This is a genomic window from Anaerotalea alkaliphila (genome assembly GCF_010179735.1).
Lineage (GTDB): Bacteria > Bacillota > Clostridia > Lachnospirales > Vallitaleaceae > Anaerotalea > Anaerotalea alkaliphila.
On sequence record NZ_JAAEEH010000019.1, the window covers coordinates 1 to 14,263 of the forward strand.

Sequence of the window (14,263 nt, forward strand, 5' to 3'; positions counted from 1 at the left end):
TTGCCGCCAGATGCCGTTCCGCCATGGCCATGCCCACCCCGTTGGCGATGCCCTGGCCCAAGGGGCCGGTGGTGGTCTCCACCCCGTCCGTGTGGCCGTATTCCGGATGGCCGGGGGTCTTGCTTCCGTACTGGCGGAAGTTCTTCAGGTCCTCCATGGACAGGTCGTAGCCGTAGAGGTGCAGCAGGGAGTACAGCAGCGCCGAGCCGTGGCCGGCGGAAAGGATGAACCGGTCCCGGTCCGGCCAGCGGCTGGCCGCCGGGTCGAAGTCCAGGTGCCTGGACCACAGGACCTGGGCCATGGGGGCCGCCCCCAGGGGCAGGCCGGGATGGCCCGAACAGGCCTTTTCCACCATTTGGGCGGACAGCAGCCGGATGCTTGCGATTACTTTCTGATTCATGGGATTATTTCCTCCTTGATCTATGATCATTTGTTTTTTTGGCCATAGGATTTGAATTTCTCCAAAACAATCTGCATTTCGTCATCCTCCAAGACGACCGGATTCCCTGCAAGCTTTGCCTTGTAGTATATTTCAGCGCAAAACTCTGTTTCCTCCGCCGTGTCGAATGCGTACCGGATGTCGGGACCGCATGTCAGCAAGCCGTGGTTCGCCAGAAGGACCCCATACCGGTCCCTCATTCCCTCCAAAGCCGCCTCTGCCAAAGCGGTCGTGCCGAACGTCTGGTATTCCGCACAGCGCACATTGGGACCTGCGAACCCGATCAGGTAATGGGTCGGTTCGATTCCCCAGCGCAGACAGGCCAGGATTGCGGAGTACTTGGAGTGGGTATGCACCACGGCATTGACACCCGGCCTTTTCTCGTAAAATATCTTGTGCATCTCATATTCGCTGGAAGGCTTTCTCTTTCCATCCACCACCTTCCCTTCCAAGTCCATGACGACAATGTCCTCCGGGGTCGTTTCAAAATAATCCAGGCCGCTGGGGCTGATGGCCATCAGCTTCAGCTCCTCGTTGTAGATGCTGATGTTGCCTCCGGTACCGGTTGTCAATCCGGTGGTGATGAGCTTCTGGCAGTATCGGACAATCTCTTCCCGCTCTTTCTGCATGATCATATTTTCTACCTCTCGTTTCTATGCTGGCCTTTCCAGTCTCTCTTCCATGTGCTTGCCATCTGGTTCCTCAAATCCAAAAATCTCTCCAAAATAGCTTCGTATTCCCGATGGTTTCCTTCATCCGGGATGAAGACGGATGCGCCCTCGTCTCTCCCCTCCAGATACCCTCTATTGGAAGCTTCTTCCAGTCCCAAGCCCAGCTGGAGCGTCCGGATGATTCCCTTGATTCCAAGCTCTTCCTCGTTGGGACGTATGACTGGTTTTCCCATGCTGTCTGCGATGATTTGACACAGCAGCCGGCTGTTGGCTCCGCCTCCCGAGACACGGATGGAATCGTAAATGTCGGGAAAGGAACGGTAGCATTCACAGAGGGACATGGCTAATCCTTCGTATGCAGCCCTTCCCAGGTCATCCTTCGTGCTTGTCACTGTCAGGCCCAAAAAACTTCCTGTGGCGAAGGGGTTCCTGAAGGGCGCCCTTTCCCCATATAGGTAGGGGTGGAAGACAACCCCTCCGCTGCCTACGGGAACATCCGAGAGCCTTTTCTCCAGCACATCGAATCCATCCCCGGGAAACAGCATGTCCTTGATCCAGTCGATGGCGGATGTCCCGTTCAGAGTAGGCATCACGCTCATATATCGTTCTTCCGGTATGTGGCAGACCACCATATTGTTCCTGAAATCCAGATTCCCTTTTTCAAGTACGATTTCATTGCACAGCGTGGTGCCGATGATCGTGCAGGCATTCCCCGTCTCCGCAACTCCAAGGCCAAGAGCCACCGCTGCGACATCAATGGATCCGGCCACCACCGCAATCCCTTCCTCCAACCCTGTTTCCATACCAGCCGCCTTCGTGGTCCTGCCGATCACAGTGGTGGAGGGCACCGGCTTGGGAAAGAGTTCCCCTTTGCCTTCCAATCCCATGGCATCCAGGATTTCCGTCGCATAGGTCTTCTCGTAGGTGTCCAGCAGCGCTGTGGACGCATCGGAATGGTCCGTGCCGATGGCTCCTGTCAGTTTGTAGTTGATCCAATCCTTGCAGTGCAGCAATGCCGCTATGGAATCATATTCCTTCCTCTTATGCTCTTTCATCCACCGGAGGAGGATATGCCAGGATCCCGCGTACACCACATTGGCATTGTGGCGAACACAGATGTCGTCTATTTCCTCCCTGTTGTCCAACTGCAGGAACTTGCTCCTGGTGTCGTTCCACAGGATTGCATTCCCCACCGGCTTTCCCTGCCCGTCGATCGCCCATAATCCGTCTCCCTGACCTGTGACACCGATCCCTTCAACCTTTCCAGCCACCTGCGGATTCCTTTCCACCAGGATTTTGACGATTCTGCAGAAGGACCCCCAAAGGGCATCCATGTCGATTTCCGAAGCGCCTTCAAAGGGGTGGAGGGTTTTTACGGGCATGCTTTCCATATCCAACTGTTTTCCCCCAAAATCCGTAAGAGCCGCCTTTATTTTGGAAGTTCCGACGTCAACCCCGAGCAGATACATGCAATCACCTCCTATCCCTCATCCCATCTGCGACAGCTTGCGCATTTCATCCCGGGTGTTCATATAGATTGCCTTGTAGATGTCATAGAGCTTGTCATACCGGTCGTACAGGGATTCGTCCGGTGTATACACCGTCTTGAATTTGATGTTGTTTTTTAGCACGGAGGCGATGTCTCCGTACAATCCGATCCCCTGCCCCGCAAGCAGAGTATTCCCGAACGCTCCACTGGATGCTTTTTCAATTGTGATGACGGGTGTCTTGGTGATGGACGCCTTGATCTGCAGCCATAGGGGACTCTTGCTCCCTCCGCCCACAGCACGCAGGTTCTTGATTTCCACTCCCATCTTTGCGGCTTCCTCCATATTCTGTCGAAGCGCAAAGGCCGAGCCTTCCAGAATAGCTCTAACCATATCGTTTTTTGTGGTGTTGAAGTTCAATCCGAAGAACACGCCTCTGGCATTGGTATCCCAGATGGGTGCCCGTTCTCCCGCCATGTAGGGCAAAAACACCAGATTGTTTGCACCCGGATTGGCTTTCTGGGCCTGCAGGTTCAAGATGTCGAAGCATCCCAACCCCAGTTCCCTGGCGGCTTCCGTCTCCTGCTTGCCCAGCTGGTCCTTGAACCATTTCAAGGATGCGCCAGTGGAGCTGATCGGACCGAAAAGCAGGGTATTGTTCCCGACGGGATGGTGCATGGAGACGAGCGTCTCACTGCTTCTCCATCTGCCGGAACCGATCATCAAGACTGTCGAGGTGCCTGTCATGTCGACCGCTTCCCCTTCCCCCAGGACACCTGATTCCAGCGCCGACGAGGATGCATCCACATTGCCTGCAACCACCGGAATCCCCTCGGAGAGCCCCATGGCCTGGGCCGCCTCTTTTCCCACCGTCCCGATGACTTCCGTCGAACCATAAACTTCGGGCAGTTTGTTTCCGGACAGTCCCAGCGCCTGCAGGATTGTCTGGGACCAGGTGCCCCGATGGATGTCATAGATGCCCGTAAGGCTGGCATGCACTTTGTCGATGGTGCATTTCCCCGTGAGCTTGTAGTTGATGTAGCCGTTCACTTGAAGGATTTTGTCCGTCACCGCATATTTTTCGTATTCCTTTTCCTTGAACCACAGCATCTTTCCCAAGAGGAAATAGGGGTCGATTTTGTTCCCTGTAATGGCAAGGACTTCCTTCGTCCCCAGTTGTTCCCTGATTTTGGCGCATTGTCCTTCCGCTCTCCGGTCCATCCAAATCATGGCATTGCGCACAATCTTCCCTTCCCTGTCGATGGGGACCAATGCCGGTGCCTGGGAGCTGACGCAAATCCCGGCAATCCTGCGGGCGTCCACCTGGGTCTTCCCCAGGAGTTCTTTCACTGCCGCTGTTACGCCCGCCCACCATTGGATTGGATCCTGTTCCGCTCCTCCCGCAAAAGGAAAATTTGTCGGGTGTTCCGAGGAAGCCTCCGCAATGAACTTCAGGTCGCTGTCATAAACCGCTGCTTTCACATTCGTGGTACCGATATCGATTCCCAAAAGCAATTCAGCCATACGCTCTCTCCCTCCAAGCATCCCTATCGCCTGTTTCCGCTAAACCCTCAACACGGAGGGATTCAGGCAATTGTCGATTTTCTCGCCTTTGAAGAAATTTACGATGTCTTTCGACAACAGATCAAGCCCATAATGCACCGTATCCTTGGTGGCTCCTGCGATATGGGGGGTGAACGTCACATTGGAGCACCGCATGATCGGACTGTCGAAGTCCACTGGCTCTTCTGCGTATACATCCAGTGCGGCGCAGGCGATTTCGCCGCTGTCGAGGGCATCCGCCAGATCCTTGTAGTTGACCAGTCCGCCTCTTGCCGTGTTGACGAAGAGGGCCGACTTCTTCATTTGTTTGAACACGGCCGCATTGAACATCTCCTTCGTTTCCTGGGTGAGCCTTGCATGCACGGACACGATGTCCGACCGTTCCAGCAGCTCTTCGAAACCGACGGGCTCCACGCCATACGCTTCCATTTGCCGGTCCGGAACAAAGGGGTCATAGGCGACGACCCGCATCCCGAAAGCCTTCAGGATTGTGCTCAACCGGTAGGCGATGTTCCCGAAACCGACCAAACCGATTGTCTTGTCCGTCAGTTCGAATTTGCATTGGTCATACAGATAATATTCCTTCCGCCAATCGCCCTGCACCATGTTCGCGTGGGCTCTTGCGATGTTTTTCAATTCCGCCAGAATGAGCCCTACGGTGAATTCCACAACCGCCACCGCATTTCTGCCCGGCGTGTTGATGACAGGGATTCCCCGTCTTGTGGCTGCATCCACGTTGACATTCCGGGGCCCCCCCCTTACGACACCGATCAGTTTCAGGTTTTCCGCCGCCGCCAGAACCCTTTCACTGATCGGGGCCGCGTGAAGGACGACAGCATCGGCTTCTTTTATGGCGCTTATGATTACTTCTTCAGACCCTTCATATTCCGCAATTTCCTCATTTTTCGCAAAGGGCGTCATGGGCCAGTTTGACGTCATGCCGATGAATTCCACTTGTTCAAACCCTTTCAAGGCATCCGAAAGCTTTTGCTCCACAATCTCCTTCTTCAGGAAGTGGTCGCCCAAAACCAGTATCTTCATTGCCTGCTCCTTTCCCCAACATCACTCGGAAACACGGAACTTTTTCCACAACCCGTCCAATGCTTCCTCCGCTTCCCTGTAGAGCCGGTATTTCCTCCTGTAGGTCTCCACATTCTTCTGGATCGGCTCCACCCGGTCCTTGATTTTCACGATCTTTTTTGCGGCATCCTGCAGGTCTTCATACACACCAGCAGCAACGCCGGCAGCCATGGCGGCGCCCAAAGCCCCCAGCTCTTTCGTATCGATGGTCTCGATGGGCAGGTCCAGCACATCCGCAAAAATCTGCACCCAGACCGCCGAATTGGCGGCCCCACCTGCCAACCTGACCGTCCGCAGGTTTGGATTGTTCTTCAACAGTTTTTCGATATGCACCTTGTGGCAAAATACGATGCCTTCATATACGGCTCTTGCAATCTGGGCCTTTGAATGATGGCTCTCCATTCCGATGAAACAGGCCTTGGCCAATGGGTTGTAATTCGATCCAAAGATGTAGGGCAGGAACAGGATGTCCTGTTCCTCCGGCGATACCCCTTCCACCATGCGGTTCATCGCTTCATAGATGCTGGCCCCTTCCTTCCGGGCCTGTTCCTTTTCCTTTTCCATGAATCTGCCGATGAACCATTCGTTGTTGGCAGCCGAGGTTGGGCTGCATTCCTCCACCAGGTAGTAGCCGGGCAGGCAGTACAGGGAGTTCATCATGACCGTCTTGTTCAATACCGGTTCTTTCGAAATGTATTCGTTGATGCTCCATGTTCCTGCGATGACGCAGAGCTTGTCCTGGTCGGTGATATCCATCGCAATGGCCGAGGCGTCGATGTCGAACATTCCCGCAGCCACCGGCGTCCCCGCCTTCAGACCCGTTTTTCCCGAGCTCTCTTCGGTGATATGGCCTGTGATTTCAGTGGAGTATTTCAGCGGCGGCAGCTTTCCGTAGATGTCACCAAGGCCGAACGCATCCAACAGCTCCCTGTCATATGCCGCCTCCTTGATATTGACGAGGTTCGAACCGGAAAAGTCCGTCATTTCCGCTGCCGCCTGCCCGGTCAACCTGAACCGGATGTAGTCCTTGACGCCAAAAATCCATTGGGTCTTTTCGATGACCTGGGGCTCATTGTCCATCAGCCAGCGGACCAGCGAAACCGGTTGGGACGGTAGGATCCTTTGACAGGTCTTGGCGAATATCCGGTCGGCTGTTCCGTCCGCCTCCCATTTTTCCGGATACCTGTAGGCTCTGGTGTCCGTCGACACGATGCCGTTGTATGCGGGCCGGTTGTCTTTTCCCCAAAGATAGAGTCCTTTCCCATGCCCCGACAGGGAAAGGCCCAGTATCTCCTCCGCATCGATGCCCGCCGAAGCCACCGCTTCCCGGATGACTTCGCAGTTGACTTCCCAAAGCTGTTCCATGTCCCTCTCGGTTCTTCCACCACCCAATGCAAGCAATTCCGTCTGCTTGTTGGAGATTGCAATCGTATTGCCTTCCAGGTCGAAAATCACCGCCTTCGTGGTGGTTCCACCATTGTCCAAACCCATCAAATATTTTGCCATAGATACCGCCTCCAAATGAACATGCTTCCTGCTATAAGGAAGTGTATAGCAACGGCCTTGCGGCCATCACTATACACTTGATTTTAACCACTAGGGTTTCAATATGACCTTCAGCGAACCTTCCCCCTTGCCCGCCATTTCAAATGCTTCTGCCCACTTCTCCAGGGGATACTGATGGGTCACGACACCTTCTGTCGGCAACTTCCCGTTCCCGATCCATTCGATGACCGGTTCAAAGCAGTAGGGGCTCAAGTGGGCACCCAGGATGTCCAGTTCCTTTCTGTCGCCGATGATGCTCCAGTCGACGGTTGTAGCACTGTTGAAGACACTGAACTCTACAAATCTTCCCAGTTTCCGTATCATGGTGAGTCCTTGGATGACACTGGAGGGATGTCCGGTGGCCTCGATATATACATCACAGCCATATCCGTCGGTCATATCCTTCACCATCTGGACGGCATCGTCCTTTCCTGGATTGATCACCACGTCTGCGCCAAACTTCTTGGCAAGTTCCAGCCGGTCATCCTTCATATCCAGTACGACCAGCGTCTTGGGATTCTTCAGCTTTGCCGCTCCCACCATTCCAAGACCCAGGGTTCCCGCTCCTGAAATGACCACGACGTCTTCATTCGAGATGCTGCCTCTGTCCACCGCATGCTTGGAGCATCCATAGGGTTCGATCAGAATCGCCTTTTCAATCGGCAGGTCCTGGGGAACCTTGTAGACCAATGCCCCCTTGGGCAACCGCATGTATTCTGCCATGCCGCCGTTCACGTTGTTTTGGAAACCGTAGATGTCATGTTTCTCACACATCCAATACTTGCCTGTCTTGCAGAATTTGCACTCCCAGCAGGGTACGATCTGGTCGGAGGCGACCCGGTCCCCCACTTCGAACCCCTTTACCTTTTCTCCGATTTCCACGATATGTCCGATGAATTCGTGCCCCGGAATCATGGGCGACTTGATCCAAGCCGGTTGCCCTTCTCCACCCCAGAAGGATTCGGCACCATGCTCCGCCTTCACGTCTCCGGCACAGACGCCGCACGCCTCCACCTTGATGATGATTTCTCCTTCACCTGCTTTGGGCACGGGAATGTCCGTTTCAAAGCGGTAGTCTCCAGGTGCGTAGGCCATAAGGCCTTTCATGGTTGTAGGCAAGTTTGACATCGATTTTTCCTCCTTGTATCGAATATGATTGTTTTGTTCTCAACCGGTACACTTACACCATCTGGACCATGGAATCGGCCATGCTCTTGAGCATCAGCCAACAGGAGGTCGCTCCCGCGTCCAATACCCCCCGGGAGCGTTCGCCCAATCTGCTTGCCCTCCCGATTTTCGCCACCAGGTCAATGGTGGAGTCCTTTCCCCTCTCAGCGGCTGCGGACATCTTTTCCAAGGCGGTCGCAAAACCTTCGTCCATGGCGGCCTCGTATGCTTCCAGGGCGGGAATCAGGGTATCCATCAACGTCTTGTCCCCCACCTTCGCATTTCCGATCTCCTGGATTTCCTTAATGGCGGATGCAAGCATCTGACGGAATACTTCCTTGTCGATTTCCTCTTTTCCTTTCGATTGCTTGGCCATCTCGATGAACATGGTCCCGTACAACGGTCCCATAGAACCGCCGATTTCCGTCATCAGGACCATCGCCAAGGTTTTGAAGGCTTCCGTGAGGTTCATGTCCTTCCCTTCGATCCTCTCTTGGCAGATGCTGAATCCCTTGTTCATGTTGATTCCATGGTCACCGTCCCCGATTTCACCATCGATTTTGCTGAGGTAATCCCTGTTCTCCTGGATCACCTTGATCAGATTTTCCACAATCCTCTTTCCGTCTTGATTTTTGAAACTTTCCATTCAAATACCTCCAGAGCAAGTCTTCGTTTAATATTTAAATTGCTTCAATCCCATTGTATCCACTTCCATGTCGACAAGTTCCTTCAACTCCTCGTCCAGCTTCAAGATGCTCAACGTCACACCCATCATTTCCAGGGACGTGAAGTAGTTGCCCACATAAGACCTGTGTACCTTGATGCCCTTTTCAGCCAGAATCTCTTCCACCCGGTTGTACACGATATACTGTTCCATGACCGGAGTGGCACCCAGTCCGGAAACCAGGACGACAACCTCGTCTCCCGACATAAAAGGCTGGTCCGGCAGGATGATGTCGGTCATGATTTCTGCTATTTCATCGGCGGTTCCCAAAGGCATAACCTTAACTCCCGGCTCCCCATGGTGTCCGATACCCACTTCCATGGTCCCCGGCTCGATCTGGAAGTTGGGCGACCCCACGGATGGGATGGTGCACGGTGCCAGTCCCACCCCGACGCTCTTGGTGTTGTCGATGGCCTTCTGGGCGACCGCTATGACTTCGTCCAGCGTTCCGCCCAACGCAGCCTTGGCGCCTCCCACTTTCCACATGAAGATCTCGCCGGCTACGCCCCTTCTTTTTTCCGGTTGGTCCTTGGGCGCGGATGCCACGTCATCGTTGGCGACAACCGTCTTGACGGTGATGTCTTCCATTTCCGCCATCTTCATCGCCATCTTCACGTTCATGTTGTCACCTGCATAGTTTCCGTACAGACAAGCGATTCCAGCCCCCGAATCGGCTTCCTTGAATGCGTCGAAGAATGCCTTGGCTGTCGGGGAGGAAAAAATCTCTCCAACGGCTACCGCGTCCACCATGTTTCTTCCGATATATCCCGCAAAGGCGGGCTTGTGTCCGGAACCTCCACCGGTTACGATCCCGACCTTTCCCTTCACCGGCGCGTCCTTGTATTTCAGGACCCTGGGGTTCTCTGTTCCCACCAGGATGTCGCTGTGCACTTTGACGAATCCCTTCAGCATATCCTCAACCGCGTAATCCGGATTGTTCACCATTCTTTGCATGTCATTTGCCTCCTCTGATGAATTTTTGCTCGTACTCCATGATCTTTTCCACTTTGGCGGCGGATCCTCCACCTGCGAAATCACACTCCAACCACACCTTGACCAGCTCTTTGGCCAGTTCGGGGCCGATGACACGTTCCCCCAGGGTCATGATCTGGCAGTCGTTGCTTCTTATGGACCTCTGGGTGGAGAAAAGGTCATGGCAGACCGCTGCACGGATTCCAGGCACCTTGTTGGCTGCAATGGCCATTCCGATTCCTGTTCCACAAATGAGGATTCCCCTTTCCTGGTCTCCTGCCAATACGCCCTCGCAGACCTTTACAGCCGTATCGGGGTACAGGGAAGGTTCTGGGGTGTATACGCCGTAGTCCTCCACCTCATGTCCCAGTTCAACCAACAGGATTTTTATCGTTTCCTTCAATGCGATGGCGGCATCATCGCAACCGATTGCTATTTTCAATGCTCTACCTCCTATTTTGCACGAATGACTTCGCCTGTTTCAACGTCGAAGAGATGGGTCTTGTCCGCCTTGACTTCAAGCTTCACCGGGTCTCCCTGCTTGTATCTCTTCTCATCCGGAGTGACCAGTGTAAGGAACTCCGTCCCTACCCTGAAGCTGATTTTCCTTTCTTCTCCCAGGTTCTCGAATACGGAAATCTTGGCGTCGGACCCCTTGCTGTTTTCATCACCAATCATCAGGTCTGTGGGCCTTACGCCCAATCTGACCTTCATGCCTTCGGACACCACAGGAAGGTATCTATCCGGAACAGGTATCGCTATGTCGGCATCGACAAATTTGAAGAAGGTTCCCTTGTCGGTTTTTTCTACTTTTACGGTGTTGATGTTCATGGGGGGTTCCCCGATGAATCCGGCAACGAATTCATTGACCGGATTGTCATAGACTTCCAAAGGTGTCCCGAACTGCTGCAGCTCACCATCTTTCATGATTGCGATCCTGTCCGCCAAGGACATGGCCTCCAACTGGTCGTGGGTCACGATGATGGTTGTGCATTTGATTTCCTTGTGCAGCCTCTGCAGCTCGATCCGCAGCACCTGCCGCATTTTCCCATCCAAATGGGACATGGGCTCATCCAGCAGCAACAGCTTGGGCTTCCTGATGATCGCACGCGCCAGGTTGACCCTTTGTTTCTGTCCGCCGCTGAGTTTTGCCGGCCGCATCTCAAGCAATTCCTCAACTTTCAGCATGGGGGCGATCCGGTCGATTTCCTTCTTGATGTCATCCGCAGATACGTTTTTTGCCTTCAGGTTGAACGCGATGTTGTCATAGACGGAAAGCGGGGGATACAAGGCATAGTCTTCGAATGCCAGGCCGATGCCCCGGTCTTTGGGGTCCACGTCGTTCACTTTCATATCGCCAATGTAGATTTCACCGTCGGTGATATCCTCCAGGCCGGCGATCATGCGCAGGCTCGTCGTCTTTCCGCAACCGGATGGTCCCAGGATGCCGATGAATTCCCCGTCTTCCGTCTCCAGGCTGAAGTTGTTGACCGCAAGGGGATTGACCGCTTTCTTCTTTTTCTTGTCCTTGTTCTCATATCTTTTGAATACGTTCTTCAGGATCAGCTTCGCCATTAGTCCACCTCCAGCAACTGCTTCTGATTATGCCTGATGATGAAGTTTCCATCCTCGGCATTGAAAAACATTGCTTTATCCATTTTTACGTTCACGTAGATCGGTTGGTCCAATTCGACCTTGATATCATTGGGGGCGATGACCCGCAGTTTCTCTCCGTTGACGTCGACCACAAGGATCGTCTTGTTTCCAATCGGCTCCACACTGTAGACGGTCGCATCCATATACTCGGGGGAAACTTTCGTGAAACTGTAGTTGAAGTCGTTTCCCCTGAGGCCTATCCTGATTTTCGTATAGCCGCCGTCGTTGATGACCTTGGCCACGTCTTCCGGTATCAGATGCGGCTTCTTCTGGCCAAGCATCACCCCACCCAGAACACCATCCTCATCCACCAGATCGATTTCAAATATGTTGATTTCAGGATCCCCCATCAACCTCGCCACAAACTCATTGGCCGGTGTCAGGTAGACTTCCTCTCCCGTTCCGATCTGGACGATTTTCCCTTCATTGATGATTCCCACCCGGTCCCCCAGGCTCAACGCCTCCAGGTAATCGTGGGTGACATAGATGGTTGTCGTGCTGAATTCGTGCTGCATTTCCTTCAGCTCCGCCCTCATGACGTGCCTGAGTTTCGCATCCAGGTGGGCGATGGGCTCGTCCATCAGGAAGACATTGGGATCCCGCACCAGGGCTCTTCCCAATGCGGTCCGCTGCCGCTGGCCGTTGCTGACCTGGCTGGGAAGACGTTCCAGCAGATGGTCGATTTTCATCATGCTTGCAACCTTGTGCACTTCCCTTTTGATTGTCGCTTCATCTTTCTTATACAGGGGGCTCCGCATGGGGGATGCGATGTTGTCGAATATGTTCATGTGGGGGTACAGCGCATAGTTTTCAAACACCATGGAAATGTTCCTCTTCGCAGGCTCCACAAGGTTCACGTTCTCATCGCTGATCCTCACCTCTCCCACTTCGGGAAATTCCACGCCGGCGATGACTTTCAGCAGGGTCGTCTTGCCGGCTCCCGCCGGACCGAAAAGCACAAAGAACTCTTTATCATGGATCGTCAGGTCGATGCCGTCCAGGGCAACCGTCTTGTTGAATCTTTTCGTTACGTTGACCAAATCGATTTTTGCCATATGAATACTCTCCTTATCCTTTTACTGCTCCAAAACTCAGTCCCCTTACAAGGTGTTTCTGGATGATCAGAGCCAGAACGACTTCGGGCAGTGCCGCCACCGCTGCCGCTACCGCCATCTGGCCATAGTGGACCGTGTCGGAACCGATGTACCTGAGGGCTGCTACCGTTACCGTTTCAATCTGGAATCCGCTGAGCAACAGGGGGAACGTGAAGTTGTTCCATGCAAAGATGAAGGCAAGCAGCGCGGATGCCACCAGGCCGGGCTTGATCAAGGGAAGCAGGATCTTGAAGAACACCTGATACCAGGAATATCCGTCCAGATTCGCCGCCTGTTCCACTTCAACGGAAATATCCTCGAAGTAGCCTCTAAGAACCCAGATCAGAAGCGGCAAGGTAATCAATTGGTAAACCCAGATCAGGCCGAAATAGGTGTCGTACAGGCCGATCTTCTGGTAGATCATGAACAAGGGCAGGATGACCAGGATTTCGGGGGCAAACCTGAAGGATAGGATGGTGAATGCCAAGTCCTCCTTTTTGGAGAAATTGTATCTTGCCAGCGCATAGGCACCCGGAACCCCCACCAACAGGGAGAGGAGCACTGCACCACCGCTGACGATGATGTTGTTGATAAAGGCCTTGACATAATCCGTTCCCTGCAGGATGACAATCCGGTAATTTTCCAGCGTCGGTGTGAAGACAAAGGTTGTATTGAACATCTGGGCATCGCTTTTGAATGTGAGAAGGATCAGCCAGAAAAGCGGGAATATCGCGAAAATCGCATAGATTGTAAGCAAGCCTGTGAATCCTATTGATTTTAACATCTCTTTCGATTTGTGATTCATAGTTACCTCCTATGTTAATTGCCGGCGGCCTGTTTCTGGACCTTGAGCCATGCTTTGACCAGTTTGCTGCTGATGAAGTAAATGACCGCCCAAAGGAACAGCAGGTAAGGAAGCGCCTCGCCCAGTTTCATGAACGCAAATCCGGTATTGTATCCTGTAAGGGACAGATTCATCAGGGTATTTCCCGGACCGCCTTTGGTCAATGCAAAAATGATCGCATATTCCTGCAAAGCAGCCATCAGCCGGAAAATCAGGGCGATGAAGATGAAGGGTTTCAACATGGGCAGTGTCAGGGTCCTGAAAGTGAACCAGGCGGATCCGCCGTCGATTTTTGCGGATTCGAAGGGGGATTTGGGCAGCGACTGCAGCCCTGCCAACATCAGCAGCATGACGAAGGGGATGTAGACCCAGCAGTCGATCATCACGGCGGTCATCAGGGCCGTATCCGGAGAGGATGCCCAAGGGAAATTGTAAACGCCGAACAGGTTAAGGAATTTCTCCACGATTCCCACCGAGTTGTTCAACATCAGTTGCCAAATGAGTGTGGCGATTACCGGAGCAATCATCAGCGGAAAAATCAAGAGGATTCTGAGGATTTTCGTGTATCGGTTCTCACGCATCAGCAGCAGGGCGACTCCCAGGCCGATGCACATTTGCAGCCCCGTCGTCAACAACCCGTATTGGGCGGTGACTTTCACCGAGTGCCAAAAAACGCTTGACCCCAGGATGTTTTGCCAATTTCTTAATGCGACAAATTCATAACCTTGCCTTGCGAAGGAGTAGTTCGTCAGCGAGTAGAATATGGCCGTTGCAAACGGAACAAGGATTCCGATTGTCAAGAGCAGCGATGGGGCTATGATCAAATAGGGTCTTGCCTTTGTCCAAAATGGTACCTTATTATGCTTATCGTGCGTATAATGAACATTCATGCTTTTTTCCACGAATAGTTCCTCCTTATCGTAATTCATATTCCTGGCACGTTTTTTTCGTCCTTATGTAAGATAAAAGCAGATGGCCCATTGAATGATGGATGTCTTTTGCCGGCATACCCTCCAACTTC

General features: G+C 53.2%; 13 protein-coding genes and 1 pseudogene. All 14 read right to left on the reverse strand.

Translation table 11 applies throughout. The features are described 5' to 3' along the window. Positions 1-400, reverse strand: a pseudogene (locus tag GXN74_RS07950) (transketolase); the annotation flags it as partial. A 26-nt stretch (positions 401-426) separates the two neighbouring features. Further along, positions 427-1,074, reverse strand: a complete 648-nt coding sequence (locus tag GXN74_RS07955) for an L-fuculose-phosphate aldolase (RefSeq protein WP_162370405.1) — start codon at positions 1,072-1,074, stop codon at positions 427-429. 5 nt (positions 1,075-1,079) lie between these two features. Beyond that, positions 1,080-2,579: an FGGY-family carbohydrate kinase gene (locus tag GXN74_RS07960; RefSeq protein WP_162370406.1), complete on the reverse strand. Its 1,500-nt coding sequence runs from the start codon at positions 2,577-2,579 to the stop codon at positions 1,080-1,082. 18 nt (positions 2,580-2,597) lie between these two features. Further along, the gene (locus GXN74_RS07965) at positions 2,598-4,121 is read right to left on the reverse strand and encodes a xylulokinase (protein ID WP_162370407.1); all 1,524 of its coding nucleotides are present in this window, start codon (positions 4,119-4,121) and stop codon (positions 2,598-2,600) included. A gap of 39 nt (positions 4,122-4,160) precedes the next feature. Beyond that, positions 4,161-5,201, reverse strand: a complete 1,041-nt coding sequence (locus GXN74_RS07970) for a 2-hydroxyacid dehydrogenase (protein WP_162370408.1) — start codon at positions 5,199-5,201, stop codon at positions 4,161-4,163. Positions 5,202-5,222: 21 nt separating this feature from the next. Continuing rightward, the gene (locus tag GXN74_RS07975) at positions 5,223-6,746 is read right to left on the reverse strand and encodes an FGGY-family carbohydrate kinase (protein WP_162370409.1); all 1,524 of its coding nucleotides are present in this window, start codon (positions 6,744-6,746) and stop codon (positions 5,223-5,225) included. A 90-nt stretch (positions 6,747-6,836) separates the two neighbouring features. Beyond that, positions 6,837-7,913, reverse strand: a complete 1,077-nt coding sequence (locus tag GXN74_RS07980; protein WP_162370410.1) for an MDR/zinc-dependent alcohol dehydrogenase-like family protein — start codon at positions 7,911-7,913, stop codon at positions 6,837-6,839. Between the two features lie 52 nt (positions 7,914-7,965). Beyond that, positions 7,966-8,598: a dihydroxyacetone kinase subunit DhaL gene (gene dhaL / locus GXN74_RS07985; RefSeq protein WP_162370411.1), complete on the reverse strand. Its 633-nt coding sequence runs from the start codon at positions 8,596-8,598 to the stop codon at positions 7,966-7,968. Between the two features lie 27 nt (positions 8,599-8,625). Continuing rightward, on the reverse strand, positions 8,626-9,630 hold the full coding sequence (locus GXN74_RS07990) for a dihydroxyacetone kinase subunit DhaK (protein ID WP_162370412.1): 1,005 nt from the start codon (positions 9,628-9,630) through the stop codon (positions 8,626-8,628). 1 nt (position 9,631) lies between these two features. Then, positions 9,632-10,090, reverse strand: a complete 459-nt coding sequence (rpiB, locus tag GXN74_RS07995; protein WP_162370413.1) for a ribose 5-phosphate isomerase B — start codon at positions 10,088-10,090, stop codon at positions 9,632-9,634. Between the two features lie 11 nt (positions 10,091-10,101). After that, on the reverse strand, positions 10,102-11,223 hold the full coding sequence (locus GXN74_RS08000; RefSeq protein ID WP_162370414.1) for an ABC transporter ATP-binding protein: 1,122 nt from the start codon (positions 11,221-11,223) through the stop codon (positions 10,102-10,104). Then, positions 11,223-12,359, reverse strand: coding sequence for an ABC transporter ATP-binding protein (locus tag GXN74_RS08005; RefSeq protein ID WP_162370415.1), 1,137 nt, complete (start codon positions 12,357-12,359; stop codon positions 11,223-11,225). The genes GXN74_RS08000 and GXN74_RS08005 overlap by 1 nt, the downstream gene beginning before the upstream one ends. A gap of 13 nt (positions 12,360-12,372) precedes the next feature. Next, the gene (locus GXN74_RS08010) at positions 12,373-13,203 is read right to left on the reverse strand and encodes a carbohydrate ABC transporter permease (RefSeq protein WP_162370416.1); all 831 of its coding nucleotides are present in this window, start codon (positions 13,201-13,203) and stop codon (positions 12,373-12,375) included. Between the two features lie 14 nt (positions 13,204-13,217). Continuing rightward, complete coding sequence (locus GXN74_RS08015) at positions 13,218-14,144, reverse strand: carbohydrate ABC transporter permease (protein ID WP_343032808.1); 927 nt, start codon at positions 14,142-14,144, stop codon at positions 13,218-13,220. Positions 14,145-14,263: the final 119 nt, after the last annotated feature.

Excerpts from the sequence above, each read along its gene's own strand:
- GXN74_RS07975 (WP_162370409.1), bottom strand. The coding sequence starts at position 6,746 with ATGGCAAAATATTTGATGGGTTTGGACAATGGTGGAACCACCACGAAG.
- GXN74_RS08010 (WP_162370416.1), bottom strand. The coding sequence starts at position 13,203 with ATGAATCACAAATCGAAAGAGATGTTAAAATCAATAGGATTCACAGGC.
- dhaL (WP_162370411.1), bottom strand. The coding sequence starts at position 8,598 with ATGGAAAGTTTCAAAAATCAAGACGGAAAGAGGATTGTGGAAAATCTG.
- GXN74_RS08005 (WP_162370415.1), bottom strand. The coding sequence starts at position 12,359 with ATGGCAAAAATCGATTTGGTCAACGTAACGAAAAGATTCAACAAGACG.
- GXN74_RS08000 (WP_162370414.1), bottom strand. The coding sequence starts at position 11,223 with ATGGCGAAGCTGATCCTGAAGAACGTATTCAAAAGATATGAGAACAAG.
- GXN74_RS07955 (WP_162370405.1), bottom strand. The coding sequence starts at position 1,074 with ATGATCATGCAGAAAGAGCGGGAAGAGATTGTCCGATACTGCCAGAAG.
- GXN74_RS07990 (WP_162370412.1), bottom strand. The coding sequence starts at position 9,630 with ATGCAAAGAATGGTGAACAATCCGGATTACGCGGTTGAGGATATGCTG.
- GXN74_RS07970 (WP_162370408.1), bottom strand. The coding sequence starts at position 5,201 with ATGAAGATACTGGTTTTGGGCGACCACTTCCTGAAGAAGGAGATTGTG.
- GXN74_RS07960 (WP_162370406.1), bottom strand. The coding sequence starts at position 2,579 with ATGTATCTGCTCGGGGTTGACGTCGGAACTTCCAAAATAAAGGCGGCT.
- GXN74_RS07965 (WP_162370407.1), bottom strand. The coding sequence starts at position 4,121 with ATGGCTGAATTGCTTTTGGGAATCGATATCGGTACCACGAATGTGAAA.
- GXN74_RS07980 (WP_162370410.1), bottom strand. The coding sequence starts at position 7,913 with ATGTCAAACTTGCCTACAACCATGAAAGGCCTTATGGCCTACGCACCT.